Here is a 15,709-nt window from a genome sequence, read left to right as displayed (position 1 = left end):
TGATACTGGTTTTGACAACCGTTATCAACTAGCCCTACGCTCGTCGACATGCACAACCGTCTCCTCGCCCTGCCGCTCGTCGTCGGCGCCGCCGCGCTCGCCCTGACGGGCTGCGCGACGTCCTCCGCCTCCGGCGACGCCTCGGGCGACGGCACCGTCCGGGTCGTCGCCTCCACCAACGTCTACGGCTCGATCGTCGAGGCGATCGGCGGCGACCACGTCTCCGTCACGAGCATCCTGGACGACCCGTCGCAGGACCCCCACTCGTTCGAGTCGAGCGCCACGACACAGCTCGCCGTGTCCAAGGCCGACCTCCTCATCGAGAACGGCGGCGGGTACGACGACTTCATGACGACCCTCGCCGACGCGTCCAGCACGAAGGCGGACACGATCAACGTCGTCGAGCTCTCCGGTCTCGACAAGGGTGGCGACGCCGAGTTCAACGAGCACGTGTTCTACAGCTACCCGACGATGGTGAAGCTCGCCGACGACGTGGCGAAGCGCCTCGGCGACCTCGACCGGGCGGACGCGGACACCTTCACGAAGAACGCCGACGCCCTGACGACGAAGCTCGAGGGGCTCGAGGCGAAGACGGCCGAGCTCGAGAAGACGTACGGCGGCGAGAAGGTCGCGTACACCGAGCCGGTCCCGGGGTACCTCTTCGACGCGATCGGCCTCGACAACGTCACGCCCGACGCTTTCTCCGAGGCGATCGAGGAAGGCGACGACGTGCCGCCGGCGGCGCTCAACGACACGCTGAAGCTGTTCACGAACAAGACCGTGAAGCTCCTCGCCTACAACGACCAGACCTCCAGCCCGGAGACGGAGGAGGTCAAGAAGGCCGCCGACGAGAACGGCGTCCCGGTCGTCGGTGTCACGGAGACGCTCCCGAAGGGGGAGGATTACGTCTCGTGGCAGCAGGCGAACATCGACCAGGTGCAGGCGGCGCTCCAGAAGTGACGACCGTCTCCCACCCGACGACCGAGCGGACCGCCACTGCCCCGGGCAGTGGCGGTTCCGCCGTGCTCGAACTCCGCGGCGCCGGGCTGTCGTACGGCTCCCGTGCACTCTGGTCGCACCTCGACCTCGACCTGGCGCCGGGCGAGTTCGTCGCGGTGCTCGGGCCGAACGGAGCGGGCAAGACCTCGCTCCTCCGCACGGTCCTCGGGCAGCAGCGGCTGACGAGCGGCACGATGTCGTTCCTCGGCCAGCCCGTCCGGCGCGGGCACCGCAAGATCGGGTACATCCCGCAGCAGCGCCTGATGGACGCGGGGACCCCGCTCCGGGCGCGGGACATGATCGCCCAGGGCGTGACCGGCTCCCGGTGGGGCATCAAGCCCGCGAGCCGTGCCGAACGGTCCCGGGTCGATCGCATCCTCGACGAGGTCGGGGCCACCGCGTTCGCGGACGCCCCGGTCGCCGAGCTGTCCGGCGGCGAGCAGCAGCGCACCCGCGTCGGGCAGGCCATCGCCGCCGACCCCGCGCTGCTCCTCTGTGACGAGCCGCTCATCTCGCTCGACCTCCGGCACCAGCGCGGCGTCACCGAGCTCATCGACCGGCAGCGTCGGCAGCAGGACGCTGCCGTGCTGTTCGTCACCCACGACGTGAACCCGATCCTCGACGTCGTCGACCGGGTGCTCTACATCGCCGGCGGGCGGTTCCGGATCGGATCCCCCGACGAGGTCCTCCGCACGGACGTGCTCTCCGACCTGTACGGCACCCCCGTCGACGTCGTCCGCACGATGGGGCGGATCGTCATCGTCGGCGCGAACGACGCGCACGACCACCACTGCGACGCGGACCCGAACGCCGTGACGCCGGACGACGGGCGGATCTGATGGACATCTGGTCGCAGGTCTTCTCCTTCCAGGACTACGGCGAGCTCGTCGTGCTCGTGCAGAACTCGATCTGGGCCGGCGCGGTGCTCGGCATCGTCGGCGGGCTCATCGGGCCGTTCGTCGTCGCCCGGAACATGCCCTTCGCCGTGCACGGCATCTCGGAGCTCTCGTTCGCCGGCGCCTCGGCATCGCTGCTGCTCGGGGTGAACGTGGTGACCGGGTCGCTCGTCGGGTCGGTGATCGCGGCGCTGCTCATCGGGCTGCTCGGGTCGAGGGCGCGGGACCGCAACTCGATCATCGCCGTGCTCATGCCGTTCGGCCTCGGCCTCGGCATCCTCTGCCTCGCGCTCTACAAGGGCCGCGCCGCGAACAAGTTCGGCCTGCTCACCGGGCAGATCGTCTCGGTCGACAACCCCCAGCTGACGTTCCTCGTCGTCGTCGCGGCGATCGTCGTCGTGACGCTGCTCGTGATCTGGCGCCCGCTGATGTTCTCGTCGGTCGACCCCGACGTGGCCGCTGCCGCCGGGGTGCCGGTCCGGACGCTGGCGCTCGTGTTCATGCTCGTGCTCGGACTCGCGACCGCGGTGTCGGTGCAGATCGTCGGCGCGCTGCTCGTGCTCTCGCTGCTCGTCACCCCCGCGGCAGCTGCCCTGCGCCTCAGCTCACACCCGGTCGTCGTCCCGGTCCTGTCGACGGTGTTCGCCGTCGTCTCGGTCGTCGGCGGCATCCTGCTCGCCCTCGGCGGGGGGCTCCCCATCAGCCCGTACGTCACGACGATCTCGTTCGTGATCTGGGTGGTCTGCCGGATCGTCGGCGGACGCAAGGACAAGCGCGGACGCGACCGGATCGTGCGCCGCGACCAGCGTGACGGAGGCGCACCGCGCCTCCAGGCCGACGATGCGGACCACCGGTCCGCCGCCGGCCGGAAGGAAGGAGCGACCGCATGAACGCCGTGCAGAAGCCGAAGCGGAACACGTGGCAGCGCGAAGCGGTGCGCACCGCGTTGTCCAGCACCGAGGGGTTCGTCAGCGCGCAGGCGTTGCACCAGCACCTGCGGGACGACGGCTCGACGATCGGACTCGCGACCGTCTACCGGGCGCTCTCCGACCTGGCGACCGAGGGTGACGCCGACTCGCTGCAGCAGGACGGCGAATCGCTGTACCGCGCGTGCACGACCGACGCGCACCACCACCACCTGATCTGCCGGAACTGCGGCCGCACGGTCGAGATCGAGGCGGACCCGGTGGAGCGGTGGGCGCAGGAGGTCGCGGCGGCGAACGGGTTCACGAACGCCAGCCACGTGGTGGACATCTTCGGGGAGTGCGCGTCCTGCACGGCCGCGCGCACCGGCGCGTAGTCTCCGCGTCATGCACGTGATCCTGGTGCCCGGCTTCTGGCTCGACGCGAGCGCCTGGGACGAGGTGGCCCCGGTGCTCCGAGCAGCGGGCCACTCGGTCGAGGCGGTCACCCGCGACGGCGACACGCTCGACGAGCAGGTGGCCGCCCTGGTCGAGAAGCTCGACGACGTCGCGACGCCGGACGAGCCCGTGGTGCTGGCGGGACACTCCGGCGCGGGGCCGATCGCGTACATGGCCGCCGACCAGCGGCCCTCGCTCGTCGCGCACCTGCTCTACGTCGACACTTTCCCGGGGCCCGAGGGCGGCTGCGTCAACGACGAGCTGCCCGTGGTGGACGGAGTCGTGCCGCTGCCCTCGTGGGACGTGTGGGAGCCGGCGACCGTGCGGGGGATGACACCGGCACTGCGGTCGGAGTTCGAGCACCGCGCGATCCCGGAGCCCGCTGCGGTGCCGTCCGACCGGTTCCACTACGCCGACGCCGCGCGGCACACGATCCCGGCGACGGTGATCACGTGCGAGATCCCGGCGGCGGACCTCGCGACGATGGTGGCCGACCACCAGGCCTGGGCAGCGGAGCTCGTGGCGACGGAGGAGCTCGCGATCCTCGGGCTCGAGACGGGGCACTGGCCGATGTTCACGGCGCCGCGGGAGCTCGGCGAGCTCATGGTGCAGGCGCTGGCGCCGAGGCCGGCCGAGGCGCCGTAGCGCGGGGCGGGCGGGCGCCCGGGCCGGGGCGCCCGCGCGCCGGCGCGCTCGCGCTCACTTGGTGAGCAGAAGGTGTCGGGTGGCCGACCGTGACCCGACCATTTCTGCTCACGAACGCGCCCGCCGGAGGTGGGGCGCGCCTCCAGGGCGACCCACGCAGCTGCGGCAGTTTGCGACACGCCCGGTCGTCGCGTACTCTTGACCCTTGGTTCTCCGCGTCCGCGCGGCGAGCCCAGTTGTTCCAAGCCCTCCGACCGTCGCGTACGCCGCGGTCGCGCGGTGTCCACGGCCCCTTTGACAGGGATCGCGGGCCTGGGCGGTGCGCACAACCCCCTCGCTCCGTCGCTCGGCGACGCAGCGCGTGCGCGCCAGGCAAGTGACCTTGGGTGCGGCCGTCCGGTCGCACGGTACCTCAGGAGGAAACCATGGCAGCAGTGTGCCAGGTGACCGGAGCCACCCCCGGCTTCGGACACAACATCTCGCACTCGCACCGCCGGACGAAGCGTCGCTTCGACCCGAACGTGCAGAAGAAGACGTACTACGTGCCCTCGCTTCGTCGTAACGTCACGCTCACGCTCAGCGCGAAGGGCATCAAGGTGATCGACGCACGCGGCATCGAGTCCGTCGTCAAGGATCTCCTCGCCCGTGGGGAGAAGATCTGATGGCCAAGAAGGGTCAGGACGTTCGTCCGATCATCAAGCTCCGCTCCACGGCGGGCACCGGGTTCACCTACGTGACCAAGAAGAACCGTCGCAACAACCCGGACCGCCTCGTGCTCAAGAAGTACGACCCGGTGATCCGCAAGCACGTCGACTTCCGTGAGGAGCGCTAAGCATGGCGAAGAAGAGCAAGATCGCGAAGAACAACCAGCGCGCCGAGATCATCGCGCGCTACGCCGAGCGTCGTCTCGAGCTGAAGAAGGCCCTCGTGGACCCGAACGGCTCCGACGAGTCGCGTGAGGCCGCCCGCGTCGGCCTGCAGAAGCTCCCGCGCGACGCGTCGCCGGTCCGCTACCGCAACCGCGACGCCATCGACGGTCGCCCCCGTGGCCACCTCGGTGAGTTCGGCATCAGCCGTGTCCGCTTCCGCGACATGGCCCACCGTGGCGAGCTGCCGGGCATCACGAAGAGCTCCTGGTAAGCACCAGCTTCCGCAGACGCCCCGTCACCCCAGTGGTGGCGGGGCGTTCGCCGTTCCCGGGCCGTTTCGGGGGACATCTTCGTCACATCGGTCACTTCCACCCCTCCAGTACCCCGACAACCCCGGAAATCCGGGCGAGTCGGCAGGTTTCGTCCCTGGTGGCTGGTACGTTCGACTCCGGTTCCGCAGGGTCTCGCGCCCACCGGCACCGTGGCACGGAGCACCCGCTCCGGGCGCCGGACGAGAAGTCGTCCGACCGATACTGCAAGAAGTCCGAGGAGGACATCCATGGCTGACAAGTCCCTGAACCGCACCGAGCTCGTCGCTGCCGTCGCCGCTGAGTCCGGCCAGAGCCAGGCCACCGTCAACGGCGTCGTCGACGCGCTCTTCTCCGTCGTCTCCGGCTCGGTCGCCGACGGCACCAAGGTCACGATCCCCGGTTGGATCGCCTTCGAGAAGACCCACCGTGCCGCCCGCACCGGCCGCAACCCGCAGACCGGCGAGGCCATCGAGATCGCCGCGAGCGACTCGGTCAAGGTCAGCGCCGGCTCGAAGCTCAAGGCTGCCGTCAAGTAAGACTGCTCCCGCGCCACGAAAGGGACGGCTTCGGCCGTCCCTTTCGTCGTTCCCGGCCTGCGATGGGTCCGTGGTCGGTCCTCCACATCCAGGAGGCGCGGATCGCCCTCCACAGGTCGCCCCGCTCGATTCCGTGGCCGGGTGGGGCAGCGCCTAGGCTTGACGGGTGAATCGGATCGCGCGCATCGCCGGCCCCGCCGTGCTGCTGCTCGTCGGGTTCGTGTCACTCCTCGTCGCCCTCGTCATCGGGGGCGGCGCGAACGCCGCGCTCATCGCCGACCCCGGCGCCGTCGTCCGGTTCGGCTTGCCGATCGCCCGACTGGTGGTCGACCTCTCCGCCGCGGCCGCGATCGGTGGTCTGGCACTCGCGACCGTCGGGCTGTCCCGCACCGCGCCCGAGTGGAACCGCGCGATCGACGTGGCCGCCGGTGCAGCGGGCGTCTGGACCGTGTCGTCGGCCGTGACGACGTTCTTCACCTTCCTCAGCGTCGCCGGCTCGAGGATCAGCATCGACGAGCAGTTCGGGCAGTCGATGGGGGTGTTCCTCACCGGGACGGACCTCGGCCTCGCGTGGCTCGTCACCGTCCTCGTCGCCGCGGCCGTCACGGTGCTGTGCTTCGCCGTGCGCTCCCGCGGGATGGTCGCACTGACCGCGGGCGTCGCGATGATCGGGCTCGTCCCGCTCGCTCAGCAGGGGCACGCCGCGGGCACGGCGAGCCACGACGCGGCCGTCACCGCACTCGGGCTGCACCTGGTCGGCGCCGCACTCTGGGTCGGCGGACTCGTGATGCTCGTGCTGCTGCGCGCTGTGATCGACGGCGACCGCCTGGCCGTCGTCGTCGGGCGCTACTCGAGCATCGCGCTCGGGTGCTTCGTGCTCGTCGCCGTGTCCGGTGTGGCCTCGGCGCAGATCCGGGTCGGGGCGCTCTCGAACCTCTTCACCGCGTACGGGGTCCTGGTGCTCGTGAAGATCGCGGCCATCGTCGCGATGGGTGTGCTCGGGGTCGTGCAGCGTCGACGGGCGATCCGCGCGCTCGGCACCGCCCCCGAGCGCCGTCGTCCGTTCTGGTTCCTGATCGTGGCGGAGCTCGCCGTGATGGGCGTCGCCAGCGGGTTCGCCGCGGCGCTCGGCCGCACCGCGACCCCCGTCGACCAGGTCGCGCTGAGCAAGACCACGAACCCGTCGCCGGCCGAGTTGCTGACCGACGACGCCTTGCCGCACGCTCCGGGTGCCTGGGGATGGCTGACGGCGTGGAACATCGACCTGTTCTGGCTGATGGCCGCTGTCCTGCTCGCAGCGACCTACACCGCCGGCATCGTGCGCCTGCGTCGCGCCGGTGTGCGCTGGCCCGTGCGCCGGACGGTCGCCGCCGGCATCGCGATCGTCTCGCTCGTCGTCGCGACCTCGGGCTCGCTGCACACCTACGACCGCTTCCTCGTGTCCGCCAACGTCGGGTCGCACGTGCTCCTCGGGCTCGTCGTGCCGGCGCTCGTCTGGGCGTCGGCACCCGTGCAGCTCATCCGTGCCGCCGTGCACCCCCGCGACGACGGCAGCACCGGTGTCCGCGAGTGGACGGGCGTCCTGGTCGACAACCAGGCGGTGCGGTACCTCGTGCAGCCGTTCCCGGCGTTCCTGTTCCTGGCGGCGGCGTGGTGGGCGTTCTTCGTGACCGACGCACTCCGGTGGTCGGTCAGCGACTCGACGGGCCGCACCGTCATCGACGTCGGGTTCCTGCTCGTCGGGCTCCTCGCCGTCCCCACCCTGCTCACACCGATCGCGGTCGGTGCCCGGCGCGCTTCGATGCCCGCGGCGCTCGTCCGGATCGCCGGGGCGGTCGTCGTCGCGGCCGGTCTGGTGTCGCTCGGCATCGCGATGCGCGGGCCGCTCGGGCTCCTGCAGGCGTCGTGGTTCGGTGCGATGGGCCGGACGTGGGGACCGGATCCGCTCGTCGACCAGGCCCGCGCGGGCACGCTGCTCGTGGTCGCCGGTGTCGTCGTCGTCGTGACCGTCGTCGTGGTGGTGCTGGTCCGCGTGCGCCGCGCCGTGGCGGAGCCCGCCGTCGACGGACCGCGCAGCGACGACCGGGTGGCGACCCGATGAGCGTCGAGCTCAGTGCCGAGCAGCGGGCCGTCTTCGAGTACATCGAGCACACCCGCGACCACGTGTTCATCACCGGTCGTGCGGGGACGGGCAAGTCGACGCTCCTGAACCACCTGTCGTGGAACACCGAGAAGCAGGTCGTGATCTGCGCGCCGACCGGTGTCGCGGCGCTGAACGTCGGTGGGCAGACGATCCACTCGCTCTTCCGCCTGCCGATCGGGCTCATCGCCGACGCCGAACTCCGGCAGGGGCCGGACACCCGCAAGCTCCTCAACACGATCGACACCCTCGTGATCGACGAGGTCTCGATGGTGAACGCCGACCTCCTCGACGCGATGGACCGCTCGCTGCGCAAGGCCCGCGGGCGTCAGTTCGAGGCGTTCGGCGGCGTGCAGGTGGTCATGTTCGGCGACCCGTACCAGCTGCCGCCGGTGCCGGGCGACGGGGACGAGCGCGCGTACTTCACCGACCACTACCGCTCGATGTGGTTCTTCGACGCCAAGGTCTGGCTCGAGGCGGAGCTCAACATCGTCGAGCTCGCGACCGTCCACCGGCAGCGCGACGACGCCTTCGCCGCGATGCTGACGGCCGTGCGGCACGGGCGCGTGACGGCCGACGTCGCCGGGCAGCTCAACGCGGCGGGCGCCCGACCCGCCCCGGACGACGCGATCACCCTGGCGACCCGGAACGACACCGTGGCGCGCATCAACAAGGCCGCGCTCGACCGGCTGCCCGGCAAGGTGCGGACCGCGCGGGCCGACGTCAACGGCGACTTCGGCGGACGGAACTTCCCGGCGGACGAAGCCCTCGAGCTGAAGCCCGGCGCGCACGTGATGTTCCTGCGCAATGACCCCGACCAGCGCTGGGTGAACGGCACCCTGGGGGTCGTGCAGACGATCCGCGACACCGTGTGGGTGGACGTCGACGGGGAGTCGTTCGAGGTCCAGCCGTCGGTGTGGGAGAAGTTCAAGTACTCCTACGACGCCGACAAGAAGGAACTCAAGAAGGACACCGTCGGCGAGTTCCAGCAGTTCCCGCTCCGGCTCGCGTGGGCGGTGACGATCCACAAGTCGCAGGGCAGCACCTACGACCGGGCGGTGGTCGACCTCGGCAACCGGGTGTTCAGCGCCGGGCAGACGTACGTGGCGCTGTCACGGCTGACCTCGCTCGAGGGGCTGTACCTCACGCGTCCGCTGCGGCCGCAGGACATCATCGTTGATCTCGACGTCCGGCGGTTCATGTCCGAGGCGCCGCGGGTGGTGGCGACGGAGCTCGAGGCGGCTCCCGCTCCCGCCCCGGACGCCGACGACGGCGACTGACCCGCCCCCGCGCGACGGCGCGGGCGTGCGACGGCCCGGGCGTGCGACGGCCAGGGCGCGCGCCGGCCAGTACGTGCGCCGGCTCGGACGCACGACGCCCGGGACGCGCGACGGCGAGGCGTGCGGCGGCCCGGACGCACGACGCCCCGCCGGCCACGAGGGGCGGGCGGGGCGTCGGGATGCGCTGGATCAGGCGCGAGCGGTGTCCGCACGGAGCGCGCGGAGGTTCTCTTTGTCGGCGCCGAACGCCGTGAGGAGCAGGATGACACCGACGATCGCGTGGAAGACGTTGTCGGTCGTGTTGAGCGCGAACACGTTCGCCGAGGTGTTCACGAACACGAAGCCGTAGACCGCGAGCACGACGAGGACGGCGCCCACGAGGACGTTCGCGTTCCGCGACCCGATCGTGTTGCCGAGCCCGACGATGAGCAGCACGGCCGCGAGCAGGACCCACAGCAGTGCCAGCGGCGGGTTGACGCCGAACGCGTTCCAGAGCATGCCGCCCTTGCGGCTGAAGAAGCCGGGGTCGCCGTCGGCGGCGAAGAAGAACCCGAGGATGCCCCAGATGAGGAGCAGCGCGCCCACGGTGAGCGCGAGACCGCGGTTCGGGGAAGCGGTGATGCTCGGTTCCTTGATGGCCACTTCGGTTTCCTCCTCGTACGCAGCCGACGCCGTGTACGTCGGTCCGGCGATGCGCGCCGGTGCGTTCGCCCGCGCGCGGCCGGTCGGTGCGTTGCCGGATCCGAAGGTCGCTGTCCCGCGGTTCCCAGGCTCCGACCGGCGTCCCAACGGTATCGTGTCGGACCCCGACCGTCCGAATCGCACGCGCGTGAACAGGCGTGCGACGACACCGACGACCAGCACCCCGAGGAGGACCAGCCCGGTGACCCGAACGCCCGAACGCAGCGCACCCGAGTCGCGTGGACCGAGCGTCTCACGGCGGTTGCGGTGGGGACTGTTGTCGGCTCTGGGGTTCGTGATCGTGCCTCTCGTCTACGCGGTGGCGGTGCTGACGCCGGTGGGGCAGCGGGTCGAGGACGCCGCACTCGGCGGGGTCCGGGAATCCGACCTGTTCTCGTCGGACACTGCCCTGAACGTCATCTCGGTACCGGTGATCTTGTTGCTCGTGGTCGTGATCGCGGCCGTCGCGCTCGCTCGGCGCCGGCTCGCAGTGGGGCTCGGAGCCGGTGTCGTCGTGCTCGCTTCGGCGGCCACCTCGACGCTCGTCAAGCGTATCGCCGAGCGCCCGGAGATCGCCCAGTCGACCACGCCGAACTCGTTCCCGTCCGGTCACGCCACGATCGCCCTCGCCGCCCTGTTCGCCGTGCTCATGGTCACGCCGCGTCGGTTCCGCCCGCTCGTCGTGATCGTCGGCGCCGCCTACGCGGTCTTCGTCGCGAACCAGACCGTGGTCTACGGCTGGCACCGGGTCAGCGACATCATCGGCGCGTGCGCGATCGCGCTCTTCTGGGTCGGGGCCGTCCGGGCGTTCGGACCACGGGTCGACCGTGGCGCGCGCGGCGACCGCGACGGACACCGTGGTCCGCGTCGGTTGGTGACCTGGGTCCTCCTCGTCGCCACCGGGGTGACGTTCCTGGTCGGTGTCGCGGCGCTCGTGTACGGCATCTCGGGCGGGGCACACGACCACGGTGCGATCCTCGTCGCGGGCCGGATGGCGTCGAGCGCGAGCGTGCTGGCCGTCGTGACGATCGTGTGGATCGCCGACGGCATGCACCACGCGGCGCGGACGGACTCCGAGGCGCTCCCGGGCCGGTAGCCATCGCATCCTCAAGGGTTACAGGCCTGTAACGCCTCCGGACCCGACGGCCGTTGGCCGACTAGCGTCGTCCACACGCCGGCCTCGGGAGCCGGCGTGGACGGGGAACACATGCGGGTGGAGCACACCCCGACGCGGGCACGTCGGGTCCGTGGCACCGTGGCCGCTGCCCTCGGGGCGCTCCTCGTCGCCACCGGGGTGCTCGTCCCCGCGACCTCCGCATCCGCCATGACCCAGGTCGGCGCGCCACCGACCGGCGTCCCCGGGAGCTCCGTGCAAGCCGTCGTGCAGAACCAGGCCGCCGGCACCGGGACCTGGACGATCACCGCGCCGCCCAACACGACGATCACGGCTGCGCAGTCGGTCCCGGCACCCGGGCTCGGACAGTTCACCTGCGTGCCCACGAACGGCGGGACGCAGGCGGCGTGCGGCGCCAGCACGTGGGGGACCGGCAACCAGGTCGCCATCACGATGACGATCGATCCGGCTTCGCCGCTCGGGACCGTCGCCGGTTCGTCCGAGATCAGCCCGTTCGAGGCCGCCGCGCCCTACTCGATCACGGTCGTCGCACCCCCGGCCCCCGCTGCCCCCACCATCACCGCCCCGCCCGCGGGCGACGAGTCGATCGCGACCCAGCCGACGATCACCGGCACGAAGGTGGCCGGTGCGGCGGACACGACGGGAACGACCCTCACGGCCACGATCGACGGCGAGCCGCTGTGCACGGTCGACCCGGCGGCGACCCCGGACTGGTCGTGTACGCCGACCGAACCGCTCGCGGTCGGACAGCACACCGTCAGTGCGACGCAGACGGACCGCTTCGGGCAGGTCTCCCCGGCGGCGACGAGCACGTTCACGGTCCTGGCGCCCGCCGGCCTCAGCGTGACCCAGGCCGGTGCGACGCAGCTCTACGCGGGCTTCCCGGCGATCCGGACGGTCACACTGGCCAACACCGGCGAGGGCGAGGCGCGAGGCGTCCTCCTCACCGCCGACACCGGCGGCCTGCAGGTCCCCGTGTGCGAGCTCGACGGCGCCACGATCGACTGCGCCGGCCTCGCCGCCGGGGTCGACCTCGGCACGATCGCTCCCGGCGACCGGCACGTCCTCCGGCTGACGGTCGCCGCCCGGTCCGGGACCGCCCCCGCGTCGGCGTTCACCATCACGGCGCGGGCGTCCTCCACCACCGCGGCCGTCTCGCCCGTGGAGTCCGGCAGCACCCTCCGCACGATCGCTCCCGGAGCGCCGGTGATCACCGCTCCGGGCAACCGCACGTCGACGACGGACCGCACACCCGAGGTCCGCGGCCGCGGCGTCATTCCGAACGCGGTCGTGACCGTCCGGCAGGGCGAGACCGTGGTCTGCACGGCCACCGCGACGCGGGCCACCTCCTTCGCCTGCACGCCGGAGCGCGCATTCGCCCTCGGCGCGGTCGCCCTGACGGCGACCCAGACGTACGGGGGCGTCGAGTCCGCGCGCGCGTCGACCGCCTTCACGGTGACGGTCGCGACACCGGCCCCTCCAGGAGGCGCGGGTGGCCTCCCCGGCACGGGCGGAGGTTCCACGGGCGGTCCCGGCGGCGCCGGTGGCGGGACCGCGCCGACCGCGCCGAGCACGCCCGGCAGCCCGAGCACGGGAGCCGGGAGCGGTTCCGGCGCCGGCCAGGGGGTCGGGTCGGGAGACGCGGGCGGCAGCACCGGCCCGTCGTCGTCGCCCTCGGCCACACCGCCCGCGCCGGGGGAGAGCGCCGGCAACGGCAACGGCAACGGCAGCGGGGGCGGCAGCGGCGGTGCTGGCGCGGGCAGCGGCGGCACGGACGACGGTCCCCTCGCGATGGACCTCCGCTTCGGCACGCAGCGCATCGTGCCCGGCACCGCGGCCGACATGCGGGGCACGCTCGGCCCGAACGCCTCCGGGGCGACCGTCGCGATCACGTTCGAGGCCCGGATCACCACCGGCATGGTCTACCGGAACGTGAACGTCGAGGTCGACGACTCCCCGCTCGACTGCACCGTCGCCACGAGCTCGTTCTCGTGCATGATCCCGCTCGACCCCGGGCAGCAGGCGGACGTTGACGTCCGGGTGTTCGCCGACCCGGTGAACGCGCCGGACACCGCCGTCCAGCAGATCTCGCTCGCGTCGAACCGGGCGTCGCAGTCCAACGCGATGACGGTGACCACGGCCGTGGCGAAGGGCGAGACCGAGGCGTCGCAGCTGGCCGACCAGATCACGACCTTCAACGCGACGGAGTTCCCCGGTGCGATGGTGCCACTCCTCGCGATGCTGCTCTTCGCGCTCGCCGCGACCGTCGTCGGCCGGCGGGCGACGAGCGGCCCCGCCGCAGCGGCGACCGCCTCGCCGACCGGGGCCGGTCCGTCGGACCCGAGCCGCGCCTCCAGTCCGACCGCCGCAACGAACGGTCCGACCGCCGCACCGAACAGTCCGACCGCCGCAACGAACGGTCCGACCGCCGCACCGAACGGCCCCACCACCGACCCGAGCCGACCCACCACCGACCCACCGTCCGGGAGCAACCGATGACCCACACGACCGACGCCCCGACCGACGCACCCGGCGCCCCAGGTACCCCGACCGCGAAGCGCACCCGCAGGAACCCCGCGCCGGTCATCCTGCTCGTGGCGGTGGTGCTCCTGGCCGTGTACTACGTCGTGATCGGCCTCTCCGGAGCGCTCAAGACGACGACCGCCGTCCCGGTGAGCGGGTCGAACAGTCAGTCCGGCGACTACATGACGCTGCGGATGAGCGTGCAGGACGTCGACCTCTCGAACCGGGTGATGCAGGCGAACGTCCTGCCGATCCCGCACGGCTCGTTCGAGGGCGAGAAGGCCGGCGAGATCTCGCAGCCGCTCCGCATCGAGGTATCGAGCGGCGGGGTGACGACGAGCGTCGTGACGTTCCCGGGGCAGTCGGTGGTGGACGCGACCTCGTTGACGTTGACGCTCGACCGCGGCGACACCTCGTACCCGTTCGACCAGCCGTTCGCGAACTTCCAGCTGAGCGTGCAGGACGACGACTCCGGGGACGCCGTGCCGTTCGAGGTCGACATGTCGAACTCCGCCCGGCCGTGGGTGATGAACGCCGAGCGGAGCGCCGCCGAGGTGCAGAGCGACCGCACCCTCGTCCCGATGCAGATCGACGGGCACCGGGACACCCTGAGCGTCGTGATCGTGTCGTTCTACATCATGGCGATCCTCTTCACGACGCTGATGGCCGTCGTGACGATCGGCAGCGCGATCCTCCGGCGGAAGCTCGAGTTCGCGAACGTGATCTGGCTGAGCGCCACGCTGCTGTCGTTCCCGGCGCTCCGGTCGGCGATGCCCGGCGCCCCGCCGATCGGGACGACGCTCGACTTCGTCTTCCTCTTCCCCTGTCTGGCGCTGGTGGCGATCATGTTCGTGTGGACCGGCGCGTACATGCTGTGGCGGGAGTCGAAGGTGCTGCGGAACCGCGTGCTGGACGACGACGCCGCGTAGTCGCCGCTGGCGGGAATGCCTCGGCCTGCGCTACGTTGTACCGAGCAAGTCGATGCAAACGCATCGAAATCGCAGGCGGAGGGACTCCGCGGAAGGCGGCGCATCATGCAGTTCGGCATCTTCACGGTCAGTGACGTCACGACCGACCCGGTCACCGGCCGGACCCCCGACGACACCCAGCGGGTCCGCGACATCCTGACGATCGCCGAGCACGCCGACCAGGCCGGACTCGACGTCTTCGCCACCGGTGAGCACCACAACCCGCCGTTCGTCGCGTCGAGCCCGACGACGATGCTCGGCTACCTCGCCGGACGCACGAAGCACATCACGCTCTCGACGTCGACGACCCTCATCACCACGAACGACCCGGTGCGCATCGCCGAGGAGTACGCGATGCTCCAGGTCATCTCCGACGGCCGCATGGACCTCATGATGGGCCGCGGCAACACCGGGCCGGTCTACCCGTGGTTCGGGCAGGACATCCGCCAGGGCGTCAACCTCGCGATCGAGAAGTACGCGCTCGTCCGCCAGCTCTGGGAGAACGACGTCGTCAACTGGCAGGGGAAGTTCCGCACGCCGCTGCAGGGCTTCACCTCGACCCCGCGTCCGCTCGACGGTGTCGCGCCCTTCGTGTGGCACGGGTCGATCCGCACGCCGGAGATCGCGGAGCAGGCCGCCTACTACGGCGACGGATTCCTCCACAACAACATCTTCTGGCCGATCCAGCACACCGAGCAGATGGTGGGTCTGTACCGCCAGCGCTTCGAGCACTACGGGCACGGCCGCGCCGACCAGGCGATCGTGGGCCTCGGTGGCCAGTTCTTCGCGCGGAAGAACTCGCAGGACGCGATCGACGAGTTCCGCCCGTACTTCGACAACGCGCCGGTCTACGGGCACGGCCCCTCGATGGAGGACTTCACCGAGCAGACCCCGCTCACGGTCGGTTCGCCGCAGCAGGTGATCGACCGGTACGCCGCCATGAAGGACCACGTCGGGCACTACCAGCGCCAGCTGTTCCTCGTCGACCACGCCGGGCTGCCGCTCAAGACGGTGCTCGAGCAGATCGACATCCTGGCCGAGGACATCGTCCCCGAGCTGCGCAAGATCAACGAGGAGGGCCGCCCGGAAGGCGTCCCCTCGAACCCGCCGTCGCACGCCGACCGCGTGGCCGCGGCGATGGCCGCCGGCACCCTGGGCAGCGACCACGTCGCCGCCGAGGACGAGTGGACGGGTGCGTCCGTCTGATCGCGTGACCGCCTGACGGACTGGAGGCGGGGGGGCCGCGGGGCCCCCGCCCCCCCCGCGGGGGGGGGGGGGGCCCCCCCCCCCCCCCCCGCGGGGGGCGGGGAAATTTTTGCCGGGGTGTAGCCCACCACGACCGCCTAGCGGGTGGGGGCGCGGGCG

16 protein-coding genes are annotated in these 15,709 nt (G+C 71.4%); 15 read left to right on the top strand and 1 reads right to left on the bottom strand.

The features are described 5' to 3' along the window. Positions 1-48: 48 nt before the first annotated feature. The 11 genes from ACIPKM_RS15925 (at position 49) to ACIPKM_RS15875 (ending at position 9,037) form a co-directional block, all read left to right on the top strand. On the top strand, positions 49-960 hold the full coding sequence (locus tag ACIPKM_RS15925) for a metal ABC transporter solute-binding protein, Zn/Mn family (protein ID WP_402737087.1): 912 nt from the start codon (positions 49-51) through the stop codon (positions 958-960). Continuing rightward, a complete protein-coding gene (locus ACIPKM_RS15920; protein WP_402737086.1) occupies positions 957-1,838 on the top strand; it encodes a metal ABC transporter ATP-binding protein in 882 nt (293 codons plus the stop codon). Before ACIPKM_RS15925 ends, ACIPKM_RS15920 begins: the two co-directional genes overlap by 4 nt. Continuing rightward, on the top strand, positions 1,838-2,785 hold the full coding sequence (locus ACIPKM_RS15915; RefSeq protein WP_071303398.1) for a metal ABC transporter permease: 948 nt from the start codon (positions 1,838-1,840) through the stop codon (positions 2,783-2,785). Before ACIPKM_RS15920 ends, ACIPKM_RS15915 begins: the two co-directional genes overlap by 1 nt. After that, the gene (locus tag ACIPKM_RS15910; RefSeq protein ID WP_070417146.1) at positions 2,782-3,195 is read left to right on the top strand and encodes a Fur family transcriptional regulator; all 414 of its coding nucleotides are present in this window, start codon (positions 2,782-2,784) and stop codon (positions 3,193-3,195) included. Before ACIPKM_RS15915 ends, ACIPKM_RS15910 begins: the two co-directional genes overlap by 4 nt. A 10-nt stretch (positions 3,196-3,205) precedes the next feature. Continuing rightward, positions 3,206-3,901, top strand: a complete 696-nt coding sequence (locus ACIPKM_RS15905) for an alpha/beta fold hydrolase (RefSeq protein WP_402737085.1) — start codon at positions 3,206-3,208, stop codon at positions 3,899-3,901. 425 nt (positions 3,902-4,326) lie between these two features. After that, on the top strand, positions 4,327-4,563 hold the full coding sequence (gene rpmB, locus ACIPKM_RS15900) for a 50S ribosomal protein L28 (protein ID WP_022903747.1): 237 nt from the start codon (positions 4,327-4,329) through the stop codon (positions 4,561-4,563). Continuing rightward, positions 4,563-4,733, top strand: a complete 171-nt coding sequence (gene rpmG / locus ACIPKM_RS15895) for a 50S ribosomal protein L33 (RefSeq protein WP_022908193.1) — start codon at positions 4,563-4,565, stop codon at positions 4,731-4,733. The genes rpmB and rpmG overlap by 1 nt, the downstream gene beginning before the upstream one ends. A 2-nt stretch (positions 4,734-4,735) precedes the next feature. Continuing rightward, positions 4,736-5,041: a 30S ribosomal protein S14 gene (rpsN, locus tag ACIPKM_RS15890; RefSeq protein WP_070417144.1), complete on the top strand. Its 306-nt coding sequence runs from the start codon at positions 4,736-4,738 to the stop codon at positions 5,039-5,041. Positions 5,042-5,329: 288 nt separating this feature from the next. Further along, positions 5,330-5,617, top strand: coding sequence for an HU family DNA-binding protein (locus ACIPKM_RS15885; RefSeq protein ID WP_022908191.1), 288 nt, complete (start codon positions 5,330-5,332; stop codon positions 5,615-5,617). A gap of 166 nt (positions 5,618-5,783) precedes the next feature. Next, positions 5,784-7,718: a cytochrome c oxidase assembly protein gene (locus tag ACIPKM_RS15880; RefSeq protein ID WP_402737084.1), complete on the top strand. Its 1,935-nt coding sequence runs from the start codon at positions 5,784-5,786 to the stop codon at positions 7,716-7,718. Next, the gene (locus ACIPKM_RS15875; protein WP_070417142.1) at positions 7,715-9,037 is read left to right on the top strand and encodes an ATP-dependent RecD-like DNA helicase; all 1,323 of its coding nucleotides are present in this window, start codon (positions 7,715-7,717) and stop codon (positions 9,035-9,037) included. The genes ACIPKM_RS15880 and ACIPKM_RS15875 overlap by 4 nt, the downstream gene beginning before the upstream one ends. Before the next feature lie 189 nt (positions 9,038-9,226). On the opposite strand, the gene ACIPKM_RS15870 is transcribed toward ACIPKM_RS15875, so the two are convergent. Next, on the bottom strand, positions 9,227-9,679 hold the full coding sequence (locus ACIPKM_RS15870; protein ID WP_175473751.1) for a DUF4383 domain-containing protein: 453 nt from the start codon (positions 9,677-9,679) through the stop codon (positions 9,227-9,229). A gap of 340 nt (positions 9,680-10,019) precedes the next feature. Between ACIPKM_RS15870 and ACIPKM_RS15865 the strand changes: the two genes are divergently transcribed. The 4 genes from ACIPKM_RS15865 (at position 10,020) to ACIPKM_RS15850 (ending at position 15,550) form a co-directional block, all read left to right on the top strand. Further along, positions 10,020-10,814 (top strand): phosphatase PAP2 family protein, encoded by a 795-nt coding sequence (locus tag ACIPKM_RS15865; protein ID WP_181015154.1) that lies wholly within the window; start codon positions 10,020-10,022, stop codon positions 10,812-10,814. 96 nt (positions 10,815-10,910) lie between these two features. Continuing rightward, positions 10,911-13,352: an Ig-like domain-containing protein gene (locus tag ACIPKM_RS15860; RefSeq protein WP_402737083.1), complete on the top strand. Its 2,442-nt coding sequence runs from the start codon at positions 10,911-10,913 to the stop codon at positions 13,350-13,352. After that, on the top strand, positions 13,349-14,305 hold the full coding sequence (locus ACIPKM_RS15855; RefSeq protein WP_071303403.1) for a DUF4436 family protein: 957 nt from the start codon (positions 13,349-13,351) through the stop codon (positions 14,303-14,305). The genes ACIPKM_RS15860 and ACIPKM_RS15855 overlap by 4 nt, the downstream gene beginning before the upstream one ends. A 105-nt stretch (positions 14,306-14,410) precedes the next feature. Next, positions 14,411-15,550 (top strand): CE1758 family FMN-dependent luciferase-like monooxygenase, encoded by a 1,140-nt coding sequence (locus ACIPKM_RS15850; RefSeq protein WP_402737082.1) that lies wholly within the window; start codon positions 14,411-14,413, stop codon positions 15,548-15,550. Positions 15,551-15,709: the final 159 nt, after the last annotated feature.

It is taken from the genome of Curtobacterium sp. NPDC086286 (assembly GCF_044746255.1).
In the GTDB taxonomy this organism is placed as follows: Bacteria; Actinomycetota; Actinomycetes; order Actinomycetales; family Microbacteriaceae; genus Curtobacterium.
This window is presented reverse-complemented; position numbering and strand designations above follow the sequence as displayed.

Bases quoted from the DNA above. Each gene is read 5' to 3' on its own strand.
- ACIPKM_RS15925 (WP_402737087.1), top strand. From the start codon at position 49: ATGCACAACCGTCTCCTCGCCCTGCCGCTCGTCGTCGGCGCCGCCGCG.
- ACIPKM_RS15915 (WP_071303398.1), top strand. From the start codon at position 1,838: ATGGACATCTGGTCGCAGGTCTTCTCCTTCCAGGACTACGGCGAGCTC.
- ACIPKM_RS15910 (WP_070417146.1), top strand. From the start codon at position 2,782: ATGAACGCCGTGCAGAAGCCGAAGCGGAACACGTGGCAGCGCGAAGCG.
- ACIPKM_RS15905 (WP_402737085.1), top strand. From the start codon at position 3,206: ATGCACGTGATCCTGGTGCCCGGCTTCTGGCTCGACGCGAGCGCCTGG.
- rpmB (WP_022903747.1), top strand. From the start codon at position 4,327: ATGGCAGCAGTGTGCCAGGTGACCGGAGCCACCCCCGGCTTCGGACAC.
- rpmG (WP_022908193.1), top strand. From the start codon at position 4,563: ATGGCCAAGAAGGGTCAGGACGTTCGTCCGATCATCAAGCTCCGCTCC.
- rpsN (WP_070417144.1), top strand. From the start codon at position 4,736: ATGGCGAAGAAGAGCAAGATCGCGAAGAACAACCAGCGCGCCGAGATC.
- ACIPKM_RS15885 (WP_022908191.1), top strand. From the start codon at position 5,330: ATGGCTGACAAGTCCCTGAACCGCACCGAGCTCGTCGCTGCCGTCGCC.
- ACIPKM_RS15875 (WP_070417142.1), top strand. From the start codon at position 7,715: ATGAGCGTCGAGCTCAGTGCCGAGCAGCGGGCCGTCTTCGAGTACATC.
- ACIPKM_RS15855 (WP_071303403.1), top strand. From the start codon at position 13,349: ATGACCCACACGACCGACGCCCCGACCGACGCACCCGGCGCCCCAGGT.
- ACIPKM_RS15850 (WP_402737082.1), top strand. From the start codon at position 14,411: ATGCAGTTCGGCATCTTCACGGTCAGTGACGTCACGACCGACCCGGTC.